The organism is Flavobacterium resistens, from assembly GCF_900182645.1.
In the GTDB taxonomy this organism is placed as follows: Bacteria; Bacteroidota; Bacteroidia; order Flavobacteriales; family Flavobacteriaceae; genus Flavobacterium; species Flavobacterium resistens.
This window is the reverse complement of sequence record NZ_FXTA01000002.1, coordinates 251,067-275,951: the sequence shown is the minus strand read 5'-3', so window position 1 is coordinate 275,951 and position 24,885 is coordinate 251,067. Positions and strand designations below refer to the sequence as shown.

Sequence of the window (24,885 nt, the reverse complement as noted above, 5' to 3'; positions counted from 1 at the left end):
TTGAGCGAAAGGCAGGCTATCTTTCAGCTCTGGATTTATTAAACTAAATCAAAAAATATGAAATTTAATACAAAACTCGTTTATACATTTCTGCTGGCTTTGGCATTTGTTTCATGCAGTTCATCTGATGACAATGAAGCAGATCCAGTTTCTCCTTACACGCAATATGGAGCATCTTTCGATAAAATGCCAAAAAAGGAAGACGCCATAATTTATCAGGTAAACATACGCGCTTTTAGTCAGGCTGGAACATTAAAAGGTGTTCAGGACAGATTAACACAAATTCAGGAACTTGGTGCAAATGTGGTTTATTTAATGCCTGTTTATCCTGTTGGAAAAGTAAAAGCTTCAGGTGAACTTGGCTCGCCTTATGCGGTTAAAGATTATAAAGCTGTAAATCCTGATTTTGGAACTTTGCAAGATCTTCAGGTTTTGGTCGAAGAAGCACACAAAAAAAACATGGCTGTAATTCTTGACTGGGTTGCCAATCATACAGCGTGGGATAATGCATGGATTACACAACATCCAAATTGGTATCAAAAAAATGACAAAGGAGAAATTATTATTCCTCCGGGAACTAATTATAATGATGTTGCACAGTTGGATTTCAATAATACTGAAATGAAAGATGCAATGATCGACGCAATGTCTTACTGGGTTTACAATACAAACATTGATGGTTTCAGATGTGATTATGCCGATTTAGTTCCTCAAAACTTTTGGACTGATGCTATAACAAAATTGAGAAAAATCAAAAAAAACCAAAACATCTTGATGCTTGCTGAAGGTTCAAAAGCAAGTCATTTTGTTTCTGGATTTGATTACACATTCGGATTTAACTTTTTCTCCGCTTTAGAAAAAGTCTTTAAAGAAAATAAATCAGCTCTTTCTATTCAGGAGTCAAACGCAACCGAATACGCAACCATTTATAGACCAGAAAACAGAATTGTAAGATACACCAGTAATCACGACGTTAATCTTGCTGAAGGAACGCCTTACGAGCTTTTTGGAGGCAAACAAGGTTCAATCGCTACATTTGTTGTTGCCGCTTATTTAAAATCGGTTCCAATGATTTACAACGGACAAGAAGTAGGATACAATAAAAGAATCAATTATTTTGCAAAAACGCCAATTGACTGGTCTACTGCTGATGCTTCTGTTTTAACGGAATACAAAAAAATAATCGCTTTCAGAAATTCCAGCAGTGCCATTAAAAAAGGAACTTATACCGGATATAGCAATGATGCTGTAAGTGCTTTTACAATGGTTAACGAAAGTGAAAAGGTTTTGGTTCTTTCTAATTTGACCAGTAGCGCTGTAAAATATCTTGTTTCACCTGCTTTAAAAACAACTTGGAAAGATGCTTTTACAGGAGCTTCCGTTACACTTGGTTCTGATATAACATTACAGCCATTTCAATATTTAGTATTGAAAAATTAATTCCAATACAGATTTAAATAGATCTAAATTTGTACAAAACCAAATAACATGAATTTTCAATCCAAAAAAATGCTGCTTCAAATTCGTTTGAGCAAAACAATAATGCTTTTATTTTTCGTGTGTGCGAACTCATTATGGGTTCGTGCGCAGGAAATAACCTCGCCAGACAAAAATCTTTCTTTAAAATTTGAATTGAAAGAAGGCGGAATTCCTTCATATCAATTATCATACAAACAAAAACCTATTGTCAAACCAAGTTCATTAGGATTAGAAACTCAAAACGGAGCTTCTTTCATGGACGGTTTTACGGTTACCAACTCCGCACAAACTTCGGTTGATGAAAGCTGGAATCCTGTTTTGGGAGAAGAAAAAACGATTCGAAATCATTATAACGAATTGGTTGTGACTTTAGCGCAAGCGAAAAACAACAACCGCTTTATCCGAATCCGTTTTCGTTTATTCAACGACGGATTAGGTTTTCGATATGAATTTCCAAAGCAAAATGATCTGAGTTATTTTGTTATTAAAGAAGAACGTTCTGAATTTAATTTGGCTGGAAATCATAAAATTTTCTGGATTCCGGGAGATTATGATACGAATGAATATGCGTACACCACTTCGAAGATTTCGGAAATTCCTTCTTTGATGAAAAAAGCGACAATTGAGATTAATGCACAATATCCAATCAAAGAATTATCGGTTCAAACGCCTTCTATGATGAAATCTGATGATGGTTTGTATATCAACATTCACGAAGCTGGATTAATTAATTATCCCGCAATGTACCTTGAAGTTGATGCTGCAAACAATAAAATGATAAGTCATTTGGCGCCAGATGCACTTGGAGCAAAAGGTTATATGCAAACTGATGCACAATCGCCTTGGAGAACAATTGTAGTAAGCGACAAAGCGACTGATATTTTGGCTTCAAAATTAATTCTGAATCTAAACGAACCAACAAGTTATAAAGATGTCTCATGGATTAAACCGGTGAAATTTATCGGGATTTGGTGGGAATATTTTGTTGCAGGAAGAAGTACTTGGGCTTTTGGAAAAGAAAATAATGTTAAGCTAACTGATGATTTCACCAAGCTTACGCCGAATGGAAAACACGGAGCGACAACAGAACGAGCAAAAGAATACATTGATTTTGCTTCTAAAAATGGTTTTGATGCAATTTTGATTGAAGGTTGGAACATTGGCTGGGAAGACTGGATTGGAAACTGGAAAGAAGAAGTTTTTGATTATGTAACGCCTTATCCGGATTTTGATGTAAAAGCGGTTCATGAATATGCCGCTTCAAAAGGCGTGAAAATTATCATGCATCATGAAACTTCAGGCTCGGCAACGAATTATGAAAGACGTTTGGATCGTGCTTTTCAGTACATGAATGACAACGGTTATGACGCTGTAAAAACAGGTTATGTTGGGAAAATTATTCCGCGTGGCGAACATCACGACGGACAATGGATGGTCAATCATTATATAAATGTAGCCAAACGTGCTGCCGATTATAAAATCATGATTGACAGCCACGAAGCCGTTCGACCAACTGGATTAAACCGAACTTTTCCAAACTGGATTGCACAGGAATCTGCACGTGGAACTGAGTTTGAATCAATGGGCGGATTAGCTCCAGATCATACAACGATTTTACCTTTTACAAGATTAATGGGCGGACCAATGGATTATACACCTGGAATTTTCCAAACCGATCTTTCGTATTATGGAACAGGAAGTACACAACGTGTAAACACAACTTTAGTAAAACAATTGGCTTATTATGTAACCATGTACAGTCCTTTGCAAATGGCAGCTGATATTCCGGGAAATTATGAACGTTTTCCAGATGCTTTTCAATTCATAAAAGATGTCGCGGTCGATTGGGATAACAGTTATATTCTCGAAGCTGAACCTGGAGATTACATTACGATTGCCCGCAAAGCAAAAGGCAAAAACGAATGGTTTATTGGCGGAATTACAGATGAAAATGCAAGAACAGCCAACATTTCTTTTGATTATTTACCGGCCGGAAAAAGCTATATCGCTACTATTTATGCTGATGCGAAAGAAGCAAATTGGAAAGAAAATCCACAAAAATATACGGTTACAAAAGTTATTGTAACCTCAAAAAGCAAATTAAAGCAATATCTAGCTCCTGGAGGTGGTGTTGCAATCAGTATTAAAGAAGGGAATCCTTCTGAATTAAAAGGATTGAAGAAACTATAAAATTTTGGTTAATTAGGTAGTAAGTAAAAATGGCGCATGAAATTTTCTTGCGTCATTTTTTATATATAAAAATAAGCCATAAATGAGGTTTCCCGTAGTGATTTCTCCATATAATTTCATTTTTTTACAGGAGAAAATCTAATTCCTAAATAATGAAAAGAAAATTACTTTTAATTACCATTCTCTTAGTCGGAGGATTATTTGTTTCGTGTTCTAGCGATGAATCCGGTGAAAAAAAAACCGAAACTCCCGTTATAATTACTCCGTCACCAATTACAATTACAAGCACTTCTACTGAATTTCTTTTTGCAGGGGAAGATTTAGAACTTACAGGATCTAATTTTGTTAATAAAGATTATCCAACTAAAATTTTTATAAATGAGGTAGAAGTAACTCCTAAAGAAATTACAAATACCAAAATTGTACTTGCTGGTCCAAATGTTAAATCTGGAGTAAATATCTTAAAAATACAAATTCAAAATATAAGCAGTAGCCCTTTAAATTTTAACGCCATAGCGAAAGGTTGGAATAAGATAAATGCTCTCGGAACATTAAATATTTATAGATCCACTGTTTTAGAAAACAGTAAAACTATATTTTCACTCCTAGATAGTGGAATTCCTAAAAAAATAGAAGCTAAATCAACAGGATACACGCAAACTACTATAAGTTCGTCTTCTTTTGAAGAGTTTCAAATGATTGATGATAAAACAGGAATTCTAGTATCTACTCCTAATGCTAGTTTTACAGATAATGCTTTTGAAACAACCACTAAAATTACTACCGAATATCGATTTACTAGAAGTGATTTAAGCATAGGATTTTTAGAAAACAATAACTGTATCTTAAATACAATGGTTGGGGGGCAAGTTTACACCAAAGATAACGGCAAAACTTTTATTAAAAATGAACCTCCTGCTTGGGCTATAGATAGTAAAAGTGACAAGGTAAAACTACATGTTAAAGCTTTTGGCAAATCAACTTCTAATGGTAAGTTTTATCAACTAGGTTTAATTTATGATTCAAATTATAATTACGATAAAAATGCAGTATTAGAATCTCCAACCGGTTATAGTGATTGGACTATTAAAGATACAATTTCCAAAATAAATAAAAACATCCTTCCTCTTTATAAGTTTAAAAACATTAACCAAATCCTGTCAATAAATGAAAATGACCATACATTAGTGCAATCTACTGATATGCTTAAATCATGGACTGTAGTAAAAACAAACGTGACTTCAGTATTTCTTAGAACGGAAACAGAATGGTACATTCAGTCAGGAGATAAATTATTGGTCACAAAAAATTCCGGAGCATCATGGGAGTTAGAATTGGAATTACCTGCTGATTCCTACATACTCGATATTTCTTTTTCTAAATCTAAAATTCTAATTTCTGGTTTTAAAGGTTTACAATATCTAAAAATTGAATAAATTTAATTGTTTCAAAAAAATTGGCCTGATAACTATTTATCAGGCCAATTTTTTAATTTTAAAAAAGGAAAATAGAAGCACTAATCGTCTAATCTAGCACCTATAGAACTGAAATCCTTTTGTGCCGGGGTTCGGCACAAAAGATTGTAAGGGATAGCGGGACAGGTGTTTTTTTGAAACTACAAATTTCTGCTTCTAAAAATCTTACTCCTCAAACAATTCCATCAACTCCAAAGCACGTTTTATTGACTTCACATTTTCAAAAGTCAACAGCAAACGTAATCCATTTACGGTTTGTTTTTCTTTCATTTTGCAAAGTGAATTTTGTTTTTGAACAAAATTCAAGACATTTCTAAACTTCACCGATTGATAATAATCTGATTGTTGGTCTGAAACAAAATAACCAATCATTTTACCTTGTTTCAAGACTAATTTCTCAATTCCAACTTTTGTTGCAATCCATTTTATTCGGATGCTGTTTAATAAAGAAACCGCTTGTTTTGGTAACGGCCCGAAACGGTCTATCAGTTTTTTCTCGAATTCCTGTAAACCAGCTTCGTCTTTTATTGCGCCCAATTCATTATATAAAACCAAACGCTCTGAAACGTTATTGATATATTCGTCTGGGAATAAAAGCTCGAAATCGGCATCGATCTGAATGTCTTTTACGTATTCTTTGGTATCGATATCATTTTCTTCCGGATACAAATCTTTGAATTCGTTTTCCTTCAATTCTTCAATCGCTTCGTTCATGATTTTTTGGTAGGTATCAAAACCAATTTCGTTGATGAAACCGCTTTGTTCACCACCTAATAAATCTCCAGCGCCACGAATTTCAAGGTCTTTCATCGCAATATTGAAACCGCTTCCCAATTCGCTGAATTGTTCCAATGCCTGAATACGTTTTCTTGCATCTTCTGTCATTGACGAATACGGCGGGCAGATGAAATAACAGAATGCTTTTTTGTTGCTTCGTCCAACTCGACCACGCATTTGATGCAAATCTGATAATCCGAAATTATTGGCGTTGTTGATGAAAATCGTGTTCGCATTTGGAACATCCAATCCACTTTCGATAATTGTTGTTGCCACCAAAACATCAAAATCTCCGTTCATGAAACCTAACATCAATTCTTCGAGTTTCGCGCCGTCCATTTGTCCGTGGCCAATTCCGACTCTTGCATTTGGAACCAAACGCTGAATCATTCCGGCCACTTCTTTTATATTTTCAATTCGGTTATTGATGAAAAAAACCTGTCCGTTTCTTTGAATTTCATACGAAATCGCATCACGAATTATTTCTTCATTAAAACCAACCACATTCGTCTCGATCGGATAACGATTTGGCGGAGGCGTTGTAATTACCGATAAATCTCTTGCTGCCATTAACGAAAACTGAAGTGTTCTCGGAATTGGCGTTGCAGTCAATGTCAACGTATCAACATTTGCAGCAATCGTTTTTAATTTATCTTTTACGTTCACTCCAAACTTTTGTTCCTCATCAACAATCAATAAACCTAAATCTTTAAAAACTACATTTTTGTTTACTAATTGATGTGTTCCAATAACAATATCAAGTTTTCCTTCGGCTAGATCTTTTAAGGTTTGCGTTTTTTGTTTTGCGGTTCTGAATCGGTTTAAATAACCAATTGTCACCGGCATATCTTTCAAACGTTCTGAAAAAGTTCTAAAATGTTGATACGCCAAAATAGTTGTCGGAACTAAAACTGCGACTTGTTTACTGTTATCAACGGCTTTAAAAGCAGCACGAATTGCAACTTCTGTTTTCCCAAAACCAACGTCACCACAAACCAAACGATCCATTGGGCGATCGCTTTCCATATCGGCTTTTACTTCTGCTGTCGATTTAGTTTGATCTGGCGTATCTTCATAAATAAACGAACTTTCTAATTCGTTTTGCAAATAACTATCCGGCGCAAATTGAAAACCTTTTTCTAAACGGCGTTTTGCATACAACTGAATTAAATTGAAGGCAATATGTTTAACACGTGCTTTGGTTTTTTGTTTTAAAACTTTCCAGGCGTTCGATCCTAATTTGTAGATTTTCGGAGGCGTTCCGTCTTTTCCGTTGTATTTCGAAATTTTATGAAGCGAGTGAATGCTCACATAAACGATATCATTATCGGCATAAACCAATTTTATTGCTTCCTGCGTTTTGCCTTCTACCTGAATTTTCTGCAATCCGCCAAACTTTCCGATTCCGTGATCAATGTGCGTTACATAATCGCCAACCGAAAGTGCAGTTAATTCTTTAAGCGTAATGTTCTGCTTTTTCGAATATCCGTTTTTGATATTGAATTTATGATAACGCTCAAAAATCTGATGATCGGTATAAGCCGTTATTTGATTTTCTTCATCAATAAATCCCTGATATAAAGGCAATACAATTGTATGATATTGTTTTCGAATATTCTCTGAATTGGCTTCATCCAAAGATTCAAAAATATCATGAAAACGTTTTGCCTGAGTGTCATTCGAGCAAAACAGATAATTCACATATCCGTTAAAATGATTTTCGCTCAGATTATTCAGCAATAAATCAAATTGTTTATTGAAGGATGGCTGAGGCTGAATGTGAAATTCAAATTTCTTAGTTGTTTTATAAACTGGTCTTGAAGCCAATTCTACAACTGAAAAATCCAAAGATCTTTTTATAAATGACGCCTGATTTAAAAATAATTGTTCTGGCGTGGCGTGTTTTATTTCTTTCGAAAGTTTCTCAAAAGCTTCTTCTGCTCTTGCGAATTGCTTGTCCAGCTGACTAAAAAGCCCTTCTGTATTTTGAATAAAAAGAACGGTTCTTTCAGCAATATAATCTAAAAAGCTTTCGCGGTTTTCCTGAAAAAGTTTGTTTTCAACATTCGGGATAATCGTGATTTTTTTATGTGTCTGAACTGATAATTGTGTTTCAACATCAAAAGTTCTGATGCTGTCTACTTCATTTCCAAAAAACTCTATTCTATAAGGATGATCATTTGAAAAAGAAAAAACATCGACAATTCCTCCACGAACCGAAAATTCGCCAGGTTCTGTAATGAAATCTACTCTTTTGAATTCATATTCGAACAAAACTTCGTTGATAAAATCGATCGAAATTTTATCATTCAATGCGACTTTTAAAGTGTTTTTATCGAGTTCTCTTCTTGTAACTACTTTTTCAAAAAGAGCTTCTGGATAGGTAACAATTACCGCTGGTTTTTTTCTAGAATTAATTCGGTTTAAAACCTCAGCGCGAAGCAAAACATTCGCGTTATCCGTTTCATCAATTTGATACGGACGACGAAATGAAGCGGGATAAAATAAAACATCCTGCTCGCCGATCATTTGTTCCAAATCGTTCAAATAATATGCTGCTTCTTCTTTATTGTCTAAAACAATTAAAAAAGGCAATTCGGTTTTCTTAAAAACAGAACGAATTATAAACGAAACCGAAGATCCAAGCAATCCGCTAAGGTTCATTTTTATCTGATTCCCTTCTAGCAAACTTGCAGCAATCTGCTCTGCTTTGGGCAAATTATCGTAGGTAGTATATAAGGCGTTTTTACTCAATTTATTGATAAATTTGGATCTACTTTAGCATTCGGAATTGCTCTTGTTGTATCTAACATTCTAAGAAAATCTTCTTCTCCTTGCTCTTTCGGGATTTTGGCTTTCTCAACAATTTTATCCATTTGTCTTTCCAATGAAATAATTTCTTTGTTGATTTCGCCTATTAAAAAAGTCACTTTATCATCTGGAACGGTGCTCAGATTGATAAACAATTCCATCATTTTGACTTTGGTAATCAAAATTGAAATTCGGCTTTTGATTGCAGGCTGATTAAGTTCGGCTGGAATATTGTTGTTTAAAGCCAATGCTTTTTTTGAAATCGCTTTTGACTTTTTTTGAAATGCTCCGATTGTTCTTCGTGGTTTTTCTCCAATTTCTTTTAAAAATTCGCGCCATTCATTCCAAGTGCTCACATTTTTCTCTGCAGCTTCATTAATTGGCTCATCTATAAAAGTCCACGCTTTATTTATATTATTGAAGATTTTCTCATTCTTTTTGGCTACTTTTTGTTGTTCTGCAAGTCGTTTTGCATTTTCATCCTGACAAGATTGCAACACAAAAACCAAAAGTAAAAAAAGAGATATTTTAAATTTCATCTGATAAAACATTAAGCTACAAAGTTACAAAGTAAATTTACAATTACGAAGGCTGTTTTTTGCCAAAGATTCTATAATTCTATTAACGTTCAGAATCACAAAATAAGATCCTTTTTTGAGTGCTTATCATCAATAAAAATGATTTTTAGGAACAATTTTTCAAAGGCACATAAGCACACTCTTATAGACACAAAGACACACCCTTGAAAAAGAGAATTATCCAACAAAAAAACTTTTTCATTACTGAATTTATAATTTATGATTCTAAAAAACATACGTAATTGCGAAAACGTTATATTTGTATCTCTAAAAAACTACAAAATGAATCCAAAAATTTTGATCATTGGTGCTTGCGGTCAAATTGGGACAGAATTAACCCAGAAATTGCGTAAGTTATACGGAACAGAAAATGTAATTGCTTCTGATATTCGAAAATTAAATACTGACGTTGTTAATTCAGGGCCTTTTGAAGTCGTCAATGCTTTAGATTTTAACCAAATCGAACATTTGGTTGAAGTTCATCAAATTACAGATATTTATTTGATGGCTGCGCTTTTATCAGCAACGGCAGAAAAAAATCCAGCTTTTGCATGGGATTTGAATATGAATTCTCTTTTTCATGTTTTGAATTTAGCGAAAGCAAAAAAAATTAAAAAGATTTTCTGGCCTTCAAGTATCGCTGTTTTTGGCCCAACAACTCCAAAAGAAAATACACCTCAATATACGATAATGGAACCTTCAACTGTTTACGGAATTAGTAAACAAGCTGGAGAAAGATGGTGCGAATACTATCATAATATTTATGGCGTTGATGTGCGTAGTATTCGTTATCCGGGCTTAATTAGCTGGTCTACGCCTCCAGGTGGCGGAACTACAGATTATGCTGTAGATATTTTTTACAAAGCAATCGCCGATAAAAAATACGAATGCTTTTTATCATCTGAAACCAAAATGCCGATGATGTATATGGATGATGCAATCGATGCAACAATCAACATCATGAAAGCGCCGACTGAACAGATTAAAATTCACTCTTCATACAATTTAGCGGCAATGAGTTTTACACCAACTGAAATCGCTGCCGAAATCAAAAAACATATTCCGGAATTTGAAATTACTTATAATCCAGATTTCCGTCAGAAAATTGCGGACAGCTGGCCAGCAAGTATCGACGACAGTTCTGCCAGAGAAGACTGGAACTGGAAACATACTTTTGATTTGGAAACAATGACAAAAGATATGATTGAGCATTTGAGTTAAGCTTCAATTATTCTAAAATAAAAAAGTCCCGTTTATTAATTTAAACGGGACTTTCTTTTTATTATCTTTTGAAAATTACTTCACTTCAAAAACATTATTTGCAGCTTTAATATCAGCCATTAATCCGCTTGGATCGATAGTGATTTTTTTGATTGCAGTTTTGTTTTTATCAATTGAAAAACTATAGTTTGACTGCGCCCAAGCCCAATCTTCTAGAACTGTTCTTTTCTCGTTTGGATTTGGATTTGGTTTGATGAAATTCATCATTCTTAAAGGAATGTAGAACGTCTCAGAAGTTCCATCAGTGTAATCCACTTTTAAATCGATTGGCATTGGCATTCTTCCAATTCTTTCTAAAGTAACAGTTGTTTTTCCAGCATTATCAGCAACGTCTTTAATTCCGTAATCAATTGTGTTTGCTGTTTGTGCCCAATCTACTAAATACCAATCTAAATCAGCACCAGAAACTCTTTCTGCCGTTCTTTTGATATCATTTGGCGTTGGATGTTTGAATTTGAAATCGTTGAAATATCTTTTTAAAGTTGCATCAACATTTTCTTTTCCAATTACATATTCTAACTGAGAAAGGAAAATACTTCCTTTTACATAAGATGAAATACTGTACGGACGGTTTTCATCATAACGGTCACCATGTGTAGTTTGAGGTTGTTCTTTTCCAGAATTTACTAAATTGTAATAAGCTGTATAATTTCCTTTAAATGGATTTACTTCTTTTTTGTCTCCTTTTAATTCATTCAAAGCACTGTCTTCGATGTAAGTTGTAAAACCTTCGTCCATCCAAGGATGTTTTGATTCGTTTGAAGCCAAAATATGCTGAAACCAAGAGTGACCTAATTCGTGCGTTGCAGTTCCTAGAATTCCCTCAAGAGTTCCGCTTCCTAACATTAAAGTACACATTGCGTATTCCATTCCGCCATCACCACCTTGAATAAATGAATATTGTTTGTACGGATATTGTCCAACTCTGTGGTTGTAATAATCCATAACTTTTACCATTAAAGGCTCTAACTGTTTCCAGTTTCCAGTAGTTTTTTCATCATTTTTATAGAAAAAGTGTAAATCAACATCGTTTGGTCCTTTAACAATATCATGCGTATATGCTTTATCAGCTGCCCATGTGAAATCGTGAACATTTGGCGCGATAAAATGCCAAGTCAAAGTTTTTGCTTTTTTCGGATAAACAACTGTTACACCAGCATCTTCATAACCGTGTCCAATTGAATTTTTATCTTGCAAATATCCTGAACCTCCGATTGTGTAGTCTTTATCGATTGTGATTTTTACATCAAAATCTCCCCAAACACCGTGAAATTCTCTTGCTACATAAGGATCTGCATGCCATCCTTCAAAATCGAATTCGGCTAATTTTGGATACCATTGTGACATTGAAAGTTCAACACCTTCTTTATTATTTCGTCCAGAACGACGAATTTGAACCGGAACCTGACCATCAAAATCTAACGTAAAAGTAGTTTTTGAACCTGGTAAAATTGGTTTAGCCAAAGTTACTTCCAAAATCGTTGAAGAAAGTCTTGTTTGAGCGGCAACACCATCTTGCTTAAAATTGCTAACTTTTAAGAAACCAATTTCATTTGGCTTTAAAGTTTCAATTCGGCTTTGTTTAATTTCTTTTCCTTCAGCATCTTTTACTTTATTCACCATTCTTGCATCTGGATCTTTTATAGAATGCAAACGAGCGTCCATTTCGCTTCCTGGCTGAAATGCATTTGGATACAAATGATAAAAAACTTTTCGTAAAGTATCAGGAGAATTATTAGTATAAACTAACTCTTGTTTTCCTTTGTATTGATAGCTTTTTACATCCATCGATACTTCCATTTTGTAATCTACGTGTTGTTGCCAGTAAGGAGCACTTTGCGCAAAAGCAGAGTTTAAACCCAAACTCAGAAAGGATAATAGTATTATTTTTCGCATGGTTATTTTAATAAAATGGAAGGGCTGCCACCCTTCCACCGGATTAGTATATTTTACTTGATTATTTTTTTGACATTTTTTCAGCCATTAGCAAAGCATTATAAGCATTTACCATTTTGGCTGTTTTTGAAGATTCTGCCGAAGAAACCGCAGCTGGTTTTTCACCTGGATTTTCGCCTTCGCCCAAAACTACTTTTGATGGAAGCGCCACTCCAGAATCCATTAAAATTTGTTTTACCTGAACCGCTTTTAGTTTTGGATAATATGAACGAATCAATGCCGCTACTCCTGCTGCATTTGGAGCCGCCATTGAAGTTCCTTGCAAATATTTGTATTTATTGTTTGGAATTGTTGCATAAATTTCTTCACCCGGAGCAAAAACGTCTACATTTATTTTTCCGAAATTCGAGAATCCTGCCACTACATTTTCTCCGTATTCTTTATTGATTGCACCAATTGTAATAACGTTGTTTGTAAATTCTTTTACGTTGTCTTTAGAATCATTTGGATAATTGATGTTTTTAGTTTCATCAATATTATAGCCGTCATTACCTGCTGCATGCACGATTAAAACATCTTTTTTTGCTGCATAGCTTAATGCATCGTAAACCCAGTCTTTGTGCGGAGAATAGCTTTTTCCAAAACTTCCATTGATTACTTTTGCTCCGTTGTCAACTGCATAACGAATTGCCAATGCAATATCTTTATCATATTCATCTCCATCAGGAACTGCTCTTACAGTTAAGATTTCAACATTGTTTGTTATTCCGTCTCCGCCTAAATTATTCCCGCGAACCTGCGCAATAATTCCGGCAACGTGAGTTCCGTGAAGTGCTTTTTCTTTATCTGGGCCAAAAACAACATTATTTCCGTAATGGTTGTTTTTGATATCATCAGGATTATCGCCTACGACTTTTCTTCCGTCGTATTCTTTGTTTAAATTATAATCCAATTCATCATAAACTTGCTCTCTGTATTCTTCAAAATCAGCCTCTGGATCAAAAGTTGGGCCTGCATTTGTAAAAACCTGGGTCATTACTTCCTTACTATTTAAAACATTTTGATTTGTCGAAGTAATAGCAGCTAAATCTTCTATTTTATAAGTCTTTTTATTTAACTCTTTTTTGATTGTATTATGAACATTTAATAAAAAATCGACTTGTCTCTTATTTCTTAAAGCTTCTTCATATTTCTCATTATATTGTGCTAATGCAGCTTTATATTGCGCAGAACCATCATCACCCTTTTTCACAATACGCGTCAGTTCAAGATTTTCGTGAACGGCATTTCCAAGAAAATTCCAACCATGAACATCATCGATAAATCCGTTTTTATCGTCGTCAATTCCGTTTCCTGGAATTTCTTTTGGGTTTGTCCAGATCATTCCTTGCAAATCTTCGTGTTCGATATCGATACCAGAATCTACAATTCCTACAATCACTTTTTGACCTGTTTTTCCTTGCAATAACTCAGCGTAAGCTCTGTCAACACTCATTCCCGGAATAGAATCTTTTACCAAATCAAGATGACTCCATCTTTTCAATTCATTTTCAGTAACCGGTGCTTTTTTAACAACAGCCAAAGGTGCTTTTATAAACTCTTTAGAAGCAGAAGATTGTGCTTGTAAAGTTGTTCCGCAACCTGCTAAACCTAGCAAAGCAAAAGCAGATAATTTAATAGGTTTATTATAACTCATGTAATCTTAATTTAATATCAAAGTTAAAAGATGCGCCTAAATTAGGATTTTTTGTTACAAAAAACTAACGATTAACACTGTCTTATGATTATTTAAATTTACTTTAAGGAAACAGAAAGCTAACAAAAGAAGCTTTGTATCAAATACTTAAAAATATTCTTATAAAATATAAAGGCTTTCTACTTCTGGAAATTTTAACGAAATGTCAAAAAACAACATCACTACGGTTTTCCGTAAGGATTCTCTGCAGAAATTATTTATACTTGCGCGACCAAAAACCTAAATCTATTCTATGAAGACAAAACTACTTTTGTTGCTTTTATTAGCTAACTTTTCAATTTATGCGCAGTATACTGCAATTCCTGATGTTAATTTTGAAAAAAAATTAATCGCTTTAGGAATTGATTCTGGTGTTGTCGATGGACAGGTTCTAACCTCTAAAATTTCTAATTTGACGGTTTTAGATGTTCAAAACAGTTCAATTACCGATTTAACTGGTATTCAAGACTTTGTTAGTCTAGAAAAACTTATCTGCCGTGATAATTACATTACCACACTAGATATTACAAAATTGACGGCTTTGACCACTTTAACTCTTTACAATAATAAATTAACAACAATTGATCTCTCAAATAACACTAAATTAGATTGGTTGGATATTCAAAGTAATCAATTGACCAGTTTAGATGTTGCCAACAATACTGCATTAAAGACTTTTTATTGTACTTCTAATAAGATTACCAGTCTTGATATTTCTAAAAATATATTATTAACAGATTTTTCTTGCACTTTAAACCAAATAACAAGCTTAGATATAACTAACAATACTGCATTAAAAAATTTAAACTGTTCTAGTAATGGTCCATTAACCGCTTTAGATTTTTCTAAAAACACCAATTTGATTGCTCTTGACTGCTCTGCTACAGGCATCAAAAGCATTGATATTTCTAACTGTCCAAAATTAACTTCTTTCAAATCTAGCGATGCGAGTTCTTTGATTTCTTTAAATGTGAAAAATGGAAATAATACCAATTTTACAACTTTTGATATTAAAAGAAGTTATGCTATAAAATGTGTGCAAGTAGATGACCCAACATATTCTGATCGTTATTGGTTAAGTTTAAAAGAAGCTACAGCATCTTTCAGCACTAATTGTTACGGTTATACTGCTATTCCCGACCCAAATTTTGAGAACAAATTGATTTCTCTTGGAATTGATAAAGACGGAAAAAATGGAAAAGTCCTGACATTCGATATCTCAAAAGTTTCATCGCTTAATATTGCGTCAAGTTCTATTACTGACTTAACCGGAATTCAGGATTTTGTTGCTTTGAAAGTTTTAAATGCTTCCTATAATAAATTAACAAGCATAAATGTTTCCCAAAACTCACAGCTAGAGGTACTGCAGGTATATAACAATCAACTAGCTGTTTTAAATGTTTCGGCGAATAGTAAATTAAAGGAATTGGATTGCCAAAGTAATTTATTGACAGCTTTAAATGTCTCGCAAAATACGGCACTAGAACAATTATATTGTTTCAGCAATCAAATTTCTACATTAGATGTTTCTAATAATTTACAGTTACGCGGGTTAGAATGTGGTCAGAACAAATTGACTTCTTTAGATCTTTCTAAAAATACGCTTTTATATTATCTTGAATGTTACTCAAATTCTTTAACAACTCTTGACATTAGTAAAAATAGCGCATTAACGACTTTAAATTGCGAACAAAATCAGTTACTAAATCTGAATGTTTCTAAAAACACTTTGCTTGATGCAGTATATTGCGCAAAAAATAAAATCACCAATTTAGATTTTTCCAAAAATACCGTCTTGACTGATTTAACTTGTAACGATAATAATCTTTATACACTTAATCTAAAAAATGGAAATAATACAAATTTAAAAAAGGCTTCAACAAAGCTTAATAACAATCCTAATTTAGCATGTATACTAGTAGATAACACATCTTATTCAACAACAAACTGGTCAACTATAAAAGATGTTTCTGCAACTTTTAATGAAACTTCATGTCCGCCTAGCCCTTATACTTTAATTCCTGATATCAATTTTGAGAAAACTTTAATTGCCAAAGGAATTGATTCTGGAACTCCTGACGGACAAGTCTTAACGTCAAATATTAGTTCAGTAACTACTCTGAGCCTTTATGATTACCCTATATCAGATTTAACCGGGATAGAAAAATTCACATCATTGACCAGCTTATACGTATCTAACAGTCAATTAACTAGTGTAAATCTATCTCAAAACACAAAACTAAAAATTTTAAATATTGGAAATAATAAGTTGACTAGTCTAGACATCAGTTCTAACACTTTATTAGAAGCACTTGATTGCTCAAGAAACAAAATAACAAACTTAAATCTTTCAGCTAATAGTAAATTGACCAATTTAAATGTATTTAATAATCAAATTACAAGTTTAGATTTATCTCAAAATACACAATTACTGGATTTAAATATTAGTACTAATAAAATTTCTAATTTAAATATTAGCGCTAACATTTTATTACAAACACTTGACAGTAATCTAAATACATTAACCGTTTTAGATGTTTCAAAAAACACTAATCTGACCAACTTAAACGTAGCTAGGAATCAATTGGCAAGTTTAGATGTATCTCAAAATACGCAATTAAAGGATTTAGCTGTTAGCAGTAATAAATTAACAAGCTTAAATATTGATAATAATGTTGCTTTAACAGATTTAAGATGTGACAATAATATGTTGACGAGTTTAAATGTATCAAAAAACACACTTTTAACTTCTCTAGTTTGTCATTACAATCAAATAGCCGTTCTGGATGTTTCGAAAAATATTGCATTAGAGCAATTAATGTGTCATGGCAATAAATTATCTGCTTTAGATGTATCATTAAATCCTCAATTGAATTTACTGGATTGTTTAGATAACAAATTAGTTTCGCTTGATATTTCTAAAAATCCTAAAATAACTGAATTGGCTTGCCAAAATAATCAGCTGCAAACCTTAAACTTAAAAAATGGCCATAACGATATTTTAGATCTAACTTTTTCAGATTTTAAAAATAACCCTAATTTGCTTTGCATTGAAGTTGATAATGATGCGTATTCTAACACAAACTGGATGAGTGTAAAAGATGCTACAGCTACTTATAATACAAACTGTTCCTCAATATTTACACAAATACCTGATGTGAATTTTGAAAATAAATTGATCGCTTTAGGAATTGATTCCGGAACTGCAGACGGAAAAGTTTTGACATCAAAAATTGCCGCTCTAACTTCATTAGACATTACAAATTCTTCTATTAAAGACTTAAAAGGAATTGAAGCATTTAAGGCATTAACCGTACTATCTGCAGCTAAGAATCAATTAACAACTTTAGATCTTTCTTCGAATAAAAGTATGATTTCAGTAAATGTAGCAGAAAATAAACTGAAAGATGTAAACATTCAGTCAAACGATTTATTACGCAGTATATCTTTGAGCAAAAATGAATTAACAACTTTGGATGTAAGTCAAAACATCAATCTTATTGATTTATTTGCTGATAATAATCAATTGACTGCTTTAGATGTATCAAAAAACCCAAAGCTAATTAATGTAGTTGTTTTCAGTAATCAATTAAACACATTAGATTTATCTAAAAACAATGCTGTGGCTTTTGTTCAATGTAACTCCAATAAATTAACAAGTTTAAATGTAAAAAACGCACCAAATATAAATGTTCTAAATTGCCATGATAACTTATTAACCTCATTAGATGTTTCCGACAATATTGCTTTAACAGACTTAACTTGTCAAAAAAACGCTTTAACTAATCTTGATGTTACAAATAATATTAAATTAGGTTTTATAATTTGTTCTGAGAACAAGCTTACTTCTCTTGATATTTCAAAAAACACAAAATTGTATGGCCTTAATTGTGAGATAAATCAATTGACTGCTTTAGATGTATCAAAAAATATATTGTTAACCAACTTAACTGTTTTTGATAATTCTTTGACAACCATCGATGTTTCGAAAAATACTGAATTGAATATTTTTTACTGTTATTCTAATTTATTAACAAACGTTGATATTTCTAACAATACTAAACTAACTCGTTTACAAGTCGATCTGAATAAATTAACTTCATTGAATCTAAAAAACGGAAACAATACTATTTTAGACCGTAAGTACACAAATTTCAACAATAACCCAAATTTAACTTGTATTCTTGTTGATGACGTTGCTTATTCTAATACAAATTGGTCAAACCTAAAAGATGCAACAGCAAAATATAGCCTGGATTGCTCTCCTGAATTTGTTAAAATTCCAGATTCAAATTTTGAAAAGAAACTAATTGATTTAGGAATTGATACAGGAAATCCTGATGGTCAAGTTTTAAAATCAAAAATTTCAACTTTAACGTATCTTAATGTTGAAAAAAGTGATATTACAGATTTAACAGGAATTGAAGATTTTACAGAATTACAATACCTTATATTCAGTTCTAATAAAGTAAGCTCTGTTGATTTGAGCAAAAATCTCATGCTTGAAACTTTATGGCTTGATGATAATAATTTAACAACTCTTGATATTTCTAAGAATATTAAACTTCGCATGCTTATCAGCCAAAAAAATCAAATAAGTTCAATTGATTTATCTCAAAATATAAATCTTTCAAATTTAGGGATTGACAATAACAAACTCACAGAATTAAATCTTTCTAATAATAAGCAACTAAAATATTTAAACGCTTCTGCAAATCAATTAACGAGCCTGGATTTATCTCAAAACAATAAATTAGAAGTTGTATACATAAATGATAATCAACTTGAAAGTGTTAATTTAAAAAATGGAAATAACACTTTAATTCCCGGCCAAAGATCAAGTTTAGATTTAACTAATAATTTAAACCTAAAATGTATACTTGTAGACGATACTAAGTATGCTGACAACAATTGGTCGAATTCAAAAGATGCTACAGCCTCATTTTCAACAGACTGTTTACCTACATACACCTTAATTCCTGATGTTAATTTTGAGCAAAAATTAATTTCTCTAGGTTTAGATTCAGGTCCAACAGATGGAAAAGTTTTAACATCGAATATTTCTACTGTAAAAGATATGAATCTTTACTTTAGCAATATTTCTGATCTTACAGGAATCGAGAATTTTAAGGCTTTAGATTCATTAAATGTAATGTCAAATAAATTGACACGCTTAGATGTTTCAAAAAATTTGGCATTAAAATATCTTGTTGCCAATTATAATAATTTAACAACTATCGATCTTTCCAAAAATGTCGCTCTTGAATACGTAATTATATCTAATAATAGCTTAAAAGCCATAGATGTTTCAAAGAATCTTAATTTGCAATATTTTACTTGTTCATCAAATCAAATAACAGATATTGATGTTTCAAATAATAAATCATTAATCTTGTTTAATTGTGAAACAAACCAAATAACAAAAATAGATGTTTCTAAAAACAAATCTCTTACTAATTTTCGTTGTTCGGATAACCCGTTGCTGACCAACGTAAATTTAAAAAATGGAAACAATGGCTCAATGCAATTGGAATCTTATGTTATTAACTTCACAAAAAATCCGTTATTAACTTGTATCTTGGTTGACAACGCGATTTATTCTAATGAAAAATGGTCTGCTTTCAAAGATGCTACAGCATCATACTCAACTGTAGACTGCGCTGCCGTAACTGCAATACCAGATTCTGCATTTGAAGACAAATTAATTGCTTTAGGAATCGATAAAGATGGTAAAAACGGAACTGTTTTAAATAGCAGTATTTCAAGCGTAACTTCTTTAAATGTCTTGAATAGTACTATTAAAGACTTAACAGGAATTAAAGGTTTTACAAGTTTACAAACTCTTAATTGTAGCGGAAATCAATTATCAGCGCTGGATATTTCGCAAAACAAAAATTTGACCTCTCTTGATTGTAGTAGCAATAAATTAGTTTCTCTTAACCTGAAAAATGGGAACAATAAAAACTTTACGAACAATTCTAACTTTACTAAAAATTCAGATTTAAGCTGTATTCAGGTTGATGATCAAACTTACTCCAACCAAAACTGGACAAGTTTCAAAGACAATACGGCAAATTACAACATAGATTGTACACCTTACACAACACTTGTCGACACTAATTTTGAACAAAAATTAATTGATTTAGGAATTGATAAAGATGGTCTTAACGGAAAAATAGCCACCGCCGACATTAGCAAGATTACATATCTGGATCTTTCTGGCTCTAATATTACAGATATATCAGGAATCGAGTATTTTACTGCCTTAACTTACTTAGATCTTTCTTCTAATAACTTGACATCAATAGATGTAAGTAAAAATACGGCTCTTACTAAACTCGATTTATATAATAATCAATTAAAAACTTTGGATGTCACGAAAAACACTAAGCTGTTAAATTTAGGTGTAGAAAAAAACCAAATTACAAATCTGGATATTTCTCAAAATAAAGAACTACTTTTTGTTAATGTTGCTGATAATTTACTAACGAATTTCAACTTAACATCAAATACAGCATTAACAATGATTGATTGCAGTAAAAATAATTTAACGCAATTAAATGTTTCAAATGCACCAAATTTGACATTTTTAGTTTGTGGGCAAAATAATATTGCTTCATTAGATCTTTCCGCAAATACAAAACTGGAAAATTTATATTGCTATAATAACGTATTAACTATTTTGGATCTTAGCAAAAATGTTCAATTGAAAACATTGAATGCAGCGTGGAATCAATTGACAAATGTCGATTTATCTCACAATCCTAAATTAGAACTTGTTTTCTTAGAATTCAATCCACTAACGTCGTTGAATGTTCAAAATGGAAATAATAAAAACTTTATCCTTCCATCTCAAACTGGCAAAAAAACAGTAACCGAAATTTACACGAGTTTTCTAGGAAACAAAACACTTACGTGTATCAAAGTTGATGATGTCGCCTATTCTAACCAAAACTGGTCTAAAATAAAAGAAACTACAACAAGTTATTCTGAAACTTGCACACTTGGCCTTGAAGATTCGGTTTTTGACAAAGCTGCAATTTATCCAAATCCGACAAAAGGTGAAGTTAACATTCTAAATGTTGCTGTAGAAAAAGTAACCGTTTATAATTCAGCAGGTCAATTAGTTAAATCGTTTAAATTAAATGCATCTGATACTAATAATCAAATCGATTTATCTGGACTGCCAAGAGGAGTTTACTATTTATATCTGATTAATCAAGATGCTTCTTCGGCAAAGAAAATTGTAGTTGAATAAAAATTTTAAAACAATAACTTAGAATGTCCCATTTTCAATTTTAAGAAAATGGGACATATTTTTTATTGCAATTTTTTCCATTAAAAATTCATGTCTTTACGCTTTCCCGTAAGGAATCCCGGCTTAATTTAACTATTCTTGCACGACCAAATTTAAATTTACTCTATGAAAACAAAACTACTCTTGTTGCTGTTTTTAGCAAATTTTTCAATTTATGCCCAAACCAACTTAGTTCCAAACGGAAACTTTGAAATCTGGACTTCATCATCACAACCTGATAATTGGTATCGTTATTTTAGCGGATTTGTTTCTCAAAATTCAGTTGCACAAAATGGCTCGTCAAGTACCAATATGATGGTGGCCAGCGGCACATTCAATTACATTAACAGCGAATATTTTCCAGTTGTGGCTGGCAAAACTTACCGAGTAACTTTATACCACAAATTGGCTAAAGGAACTTTTTCGTCTATTGATTTTAGTTTGTATCATAAACCTGGCACTTTCAAAGAAGAAATAATCAAAAAATCAGATGTCACTTTTTCTACTTCAGAATGGAGAAAAATTGAATTTGATTATACGCCAACTGTCTCTGAAAATGTTGAAGTTGATATTTGGACTACCGGTTCTCTTAATTCTGAGATATTAGTAGATAATATTTCTATGGTAGATGTCAATGAAGTTCCTGTACAATATACATTAATTCCGGATGTGAATTTTGAGAAAAAACTTATTGCTTTAGGAATTGACTCTGGTGCAACTGATGGTAAAGTATTAACCTCTAAAGTTGCTACTCTTACTACATTATCAATTAGCAATAGTTCGATTACTGATCTGACAGGTATTCAGGATTTTAAAGCTTTAACTTATTTAGATGTTACAAACAATAAACTTGGCTCTATAGATGTGTCTAAAAACACAGCTTTAAAACAATTGAGAACCTCATGGAACCCAATAAAAACCCTTGATGTTTCTAAAAACGTTTTATTATACGAATTAGGCTGTTATTCAAACGATCTGACCGTTTTGGATCTTTCTGCAAACATCAATCTTACAAACTTACAATGTAGCCAAAATGCACTGACAACGTTAGATGTTTCAAAAAATACAAAACTTACTGTCTTAATTTGTTCATCTAATAAACTTCAAACTGTTGATACATCAAAAAATCCTGATTTGCTTTCTTTTGAATGTTATCAAAATCAGATTACAAGTCTTGATGTTTCTAAAAACACAAACCTTAATACTTTTAGATGTTTTTCAAACAAGTTGACAAGTTTAGATTTATCAGGAAATCCAAAATTAAGAATACTTGAATGTGAATACAACAACCTGAGCGCTTTAGACGTATCTAAAAACCCAGAATTGACAAAACTTGAAGCAAATAACAATAGCAATCTTAGCCAGGTAAATCTAAAAAACGGAAAAAATACACTTATAAAAGCAAGTGATTTAATTCTTACTTCTAATCCGTCTTTGACTTGTATAATTGTTGACGATGTTACTTACTCAAATACTAATTGGGCAACAAGTAAAGAATCTTCTGCTGATTTTTCAACTACAGAATGTGCTGCTCCTGCTTACACGCTTATTCCTGATATAAACTTTGAAAGAACTTTAATCAAAAAAGGAATTGACGCTGTTGAAGATGGAAAAGTATTAACTAAAAGAATCGCTTCAATTACAATTTTGAATCTAAGCGACTACTATACTAATTTAAAAATTGAGGATTTAACCGGACTTCAGGATTTTGCTGCTCTTGAAGAATTAACATTACCGAATAACGGAAATGGTATCTTAACCAGCATTGATGTTTCCAAAAATTTAAAATTGAAAAAATTAAATTGTAATTCTAACAAACTTGCCAGTTTAGATGTTTCTAAAAATTTAGCTTTAACAGACTTAAATGTTTATTACAATAATTTAACGACATTAGATGTATCAAAAAATCTAGAATTAAAAACCCTTACCTGCTCTCTTAATAGATTAACGACATTAGATGTATCAAAAAATCTAGCTCTTAAAGAGTTATATGCTGAAGGATCAAACAAAGAAGGCTCCTATTCATCACAACAAGGTTTGCTGACAACTATAGATCTTTCTAAAAATCTGGAATTAGAAAGACTGAGCTTGGCCTCGAATGAAAAAATAGTTAATCTTGATGTTTCTAAAAACATAAAATTAAAACATATTTCGGTAAACGGAAATGGCTTAACTACAGTAGATTTCTCTGCAAATCCACTTTTAGAAAGTCTGTATTGCAGCACAAACAAGCTAACTAGTTTAGATCTTTCTAAATACCCGGCTTTGACGACATTAGACTGTTCTTATAATCAAATCAAAACTATTGACGTATCTCAAAAAACAAATTTGAAATTTCTAAATGTTTGGTCTAATGAACTAACCTCTTTAGATGTTTCTAAAAACACTGCGTTAGAGCGTATTTATTGTCCTTATAATAAGCTTACTACATTAGATTTGTCTAACAATCCTAATTTGCTTCAGGTTCTTTGTACTGGTAACAATTTGATGAAGTTAAATTTAAAAAACGGTGGAAACACAAAAATGACAAATCAGAGTTCCAGTTTATTTGGAGGCAATCCTAATTTGACTTGTATATTAGTCGATGATGTTGCCTATTCTAATGCAAACTGGTCTAGCTTTAAGGATCAATTTGCAAATTATAATACAGAATGTGAATTTAGCTTAGGTCCAAAAAATTTCGCTATCGAATCTAAAGGAGAAACTTGTACTGGAGAAAACAATGGACAAATCACTGTTACTGCAACTGCTCAATTACCGTATACAGCAACCGTAAACGGAACTTCAAAAACATTTGTAAATAACAGTTTACAAATCACAAACCTTGCTCCTGGAACTTATACTGTAATTATTGCCGTTACAGGAGAAACTTATGAGCAGACTTTTAATATTGTAATTCCAAAAGCGGCAACTATAGCAGGAAAATCAACTATCGCTTCTAAAAAAGTAGAAGTTGAAATTACTGAAGGAACAGCTCCATTTACTGTATTTGTTAATGGTGAAGCTCAATTTCAAACAACTGATTCTAATTTTAGTTTAGAATTAGATCAGGCTGGATTAGTCGAAGTTGCAACTTCAAAAGCCTGCGAAGGTATTTTTGCCAAAAAAGTTTCTTCTTCAGAATTAGGAACAATGCTTTCTGCATATCCAAACCCAACTTCTGATAATGTCGAAATTGAAATCCCAAACAGCAAATCAGAAACTGTAATCGAAATTTTCAACTTCGGAGGGCAAGTAGTTTCTAAAGGAACTTATAATACAGAAAACGGAACCGCATATCTAAATCTTGCTAATCTTCCATCTGGAATTTATGCTGCAAAAATTTATCTTGAAACTCCGGAATACGTTAAAATTATAAAAAAATAA

The 24,885-nt window shown here is 32.4% G+C and carries 10 protein-coding genes; 6 read left to right on the top strand and 4 right to left on the bottom strand.

From position 1 onward, the window contains the following. Window positions 1–57 precede the first annotated feature (57 nt). From FN795_RS07295 to FN795_RS07285, 3 genes are all read left to right on the top strand, one after another. Window positions 58–1,440, top strand: coding sequence for an alpha-amylase family glycosyl hydrolase (locus FN795_RS07295; RefSeq protein WP_142450028.1), 1,383 nt, complete (start codon window positions 58–60; stop codon window positions 1,438–1,440). Window positions 1,441–1,488: 48 nt separating this feature from the next. After that, window positions 1,489–3,669 carry a glycoside hydrolase family 97 protein gene (locus FN795_RS07290; protein WP_142450027.1) on the top strand — a complete coding sequence of 727 codons (2,181 nt, stop codon included), beginning with the start codon at window positions 1,489–1,491 and terminating at the stop codon, window positions 3,667–3,669. Window positions 3,670–3,821: 152 nt separating this feature from the next. Next, on the top strand, window positions 3,822–5,105 hold the full coding sequence (locus FN795_RS07285; RefSeq protein WP_142450026.1) for an IPT/TIG domain-containing protein: 1,284 nt from the start codon (window positions 3,822–3,824) through the stop codon (window positions 5,103–5,105). 204 nt (window positions 5,106–5,309) lie between these two features. Here the strand turns inward: FN795_RS07285 and mfd are convergent, their stop codons facing one another. Both mfd and FN795_RS07275 read right to left on the bottom strand, forming a co-directional pair. Then, a complete protein-coding gene (mfd, locus tag FN795_RS07280) occupies window positions 5,310–8,675 on the bottom strand; it encodes a transcription-repair coupling factor (RefSeq protein WP_142450025.1) in 3,366 nt (1,121 codons plus the stop codon). Continuing rightward, window positions 8,672–9,271 (bottom strand): hypothetical protein, encoded by a 600-nt coding sequence (locus FN795_RS07275; RefSeq protein WP_142450024.1) that lies wholly within the window; start codon window positions 9,269–9,271, stop codon window positions 8,672–8,674. The genes mfd and FN795_RS07275 overlap by 4 nt, the downstream gene beginning before the upstream one ends. Before the next feature lie 321 nt (window positions 9,272–9,592). Here FN795_RS07275 and FN795_RS07270 point away from each other — a divergent pair, with 321 nt between their 5' ends. Further along, the gene (locus FN795_RS07270) at window positions 9,593–10,531 is read left to right on the top strand and encodes an L-threonine 3-dehydrogenase (protein ID WP_142450023.1); all 939 of its coding nucleotides are present in this window, start codon (window positions 9,593–9,595) and stop codon (window positions 10,529–10,531) included. Between the two features lie 75 nt (window positions 10,532–10,606). Here the strand turns inward: FN795_RS07270 and FN795_RS07265 are convergent, their stop codons facing one another. Further along, window positions 10,607–12,487, bottom strand: coding sequence for a M1 family metallopeptidase (locus FN795_RS07265; RefSeq protein ID WP_142450022.1), 1,881 nt, complete (start codon window positions 12,485–12,487; stop codon window positions 10,607–10,609). 61 nt (window positions 12,488–12,548) lie between these two features. Beyond that, window positions 12,549–14,183, bottom strand: coding sequence for a S8 family peptidase (locus tag FN795_RS07260; protein WP_142450021.1), 1,635 nt, complete (start codon window positions 14,181–14,183; stop codon window positions 12,549–12,551). Between the two features lie 292 nt (window positions 14,184–14,475). On the opposite strand from FN795_RS07260, the gene FN795_RS07255 reads away from it, so the two are divergent. Next, on the top strand, window positions 14,476–21,480 hold the full coding sequence (locus FN795_RS07255; protein WP_142450020.1) for a leucine-rich repeat domain-containing protein: 7,005 nt from the start codon (window positions 14,476–14,478) through the stop codon (window positions 21,478–21,480). A gap of 165 nt (window positions 21,481–21,645) precedes the next feature. Next, window positions 21,646–24,885 carry a leucine-rich repeat domain-containing protein gene (locus FN795_RS07250; protein ID WP_142450019.1) on the top strand — a complete coding sequence of 1,080 codons (3,240 nt, stop codon included), beginning with the start codon at window positions 21,646–21,648 and terminating at the stop codon, window positions 24,883–24,885.

What these genes read in the sequence shown, in the direction of transcription:
- FN795_RS07295 (WP_142450028.1), top strand. Translation starts at nt 58, where the DNA reads ATGAAATTTAATACAAAACTCGTTTATACATTTCTGCTGGCTTTGGCA.
- FN795_RS07290 (WP_142450027.1), top strand. Translation starts at nt 1,489, where the DNA reads ATGAATTTTCAATCCAAAAAAATGCTGCTTCAAATTCGTTTGAGCAAA.
- FN795_RS07285 (WP_142450026.1), top strand. Translation starts at nt 3,822, where the DNA reads ATGAAAAGAAAATTACTTTTAATTACCATTCTCTTAGTCGGAGGATTA.
- FN795_RS07275 (WP_142450024.1), bottom strand. Translation starts at nt 9,271, where the DNA reads ATGAAATTTAAAATATCTCTTTTTTTACTTTTGGTTTTTGTGTTGCAA.
- FN795_RS07270 (WP_142450023.1), top strand. Translation starts at nt 9,593, where the DNA reads ATGAATCCAAAAATTTTGATCATTGGTGCTTGCGGTCAAATTGGGACA.
- FN795_RS07265 (WP_142450022.1), bottom strand. Translation starts at nt 12,487, where the DNA reads ATGCGAAAAATAATACTATTATCCTTTCTGAGTTTGGGTTTAAACTCT.
- FN795_RS07260 (WP_142450021.1), bottom strand. Translation starts at nt 14,183, where the DNA reads ATGAGTTATAATAAACCTATTAAATTATCTGCTTTTGCTTTGCTAGGT.
- FN795_RS07255 (WP_142450020.1), top strand. Translation starts at nt 14,476, where the DNA reads ATGAAGACAAAACTACTTTTGTTGCTTTTATTAGCTAACTTTTCAATT.
- FN795_RS07250 (WP_142450019.1), top strand. Translation starts at nt 21,646, where the DNA reads ATGAAAACAAAACTACTCTTGTTGCTGTTTTTAGCAAATTTTTCAATT.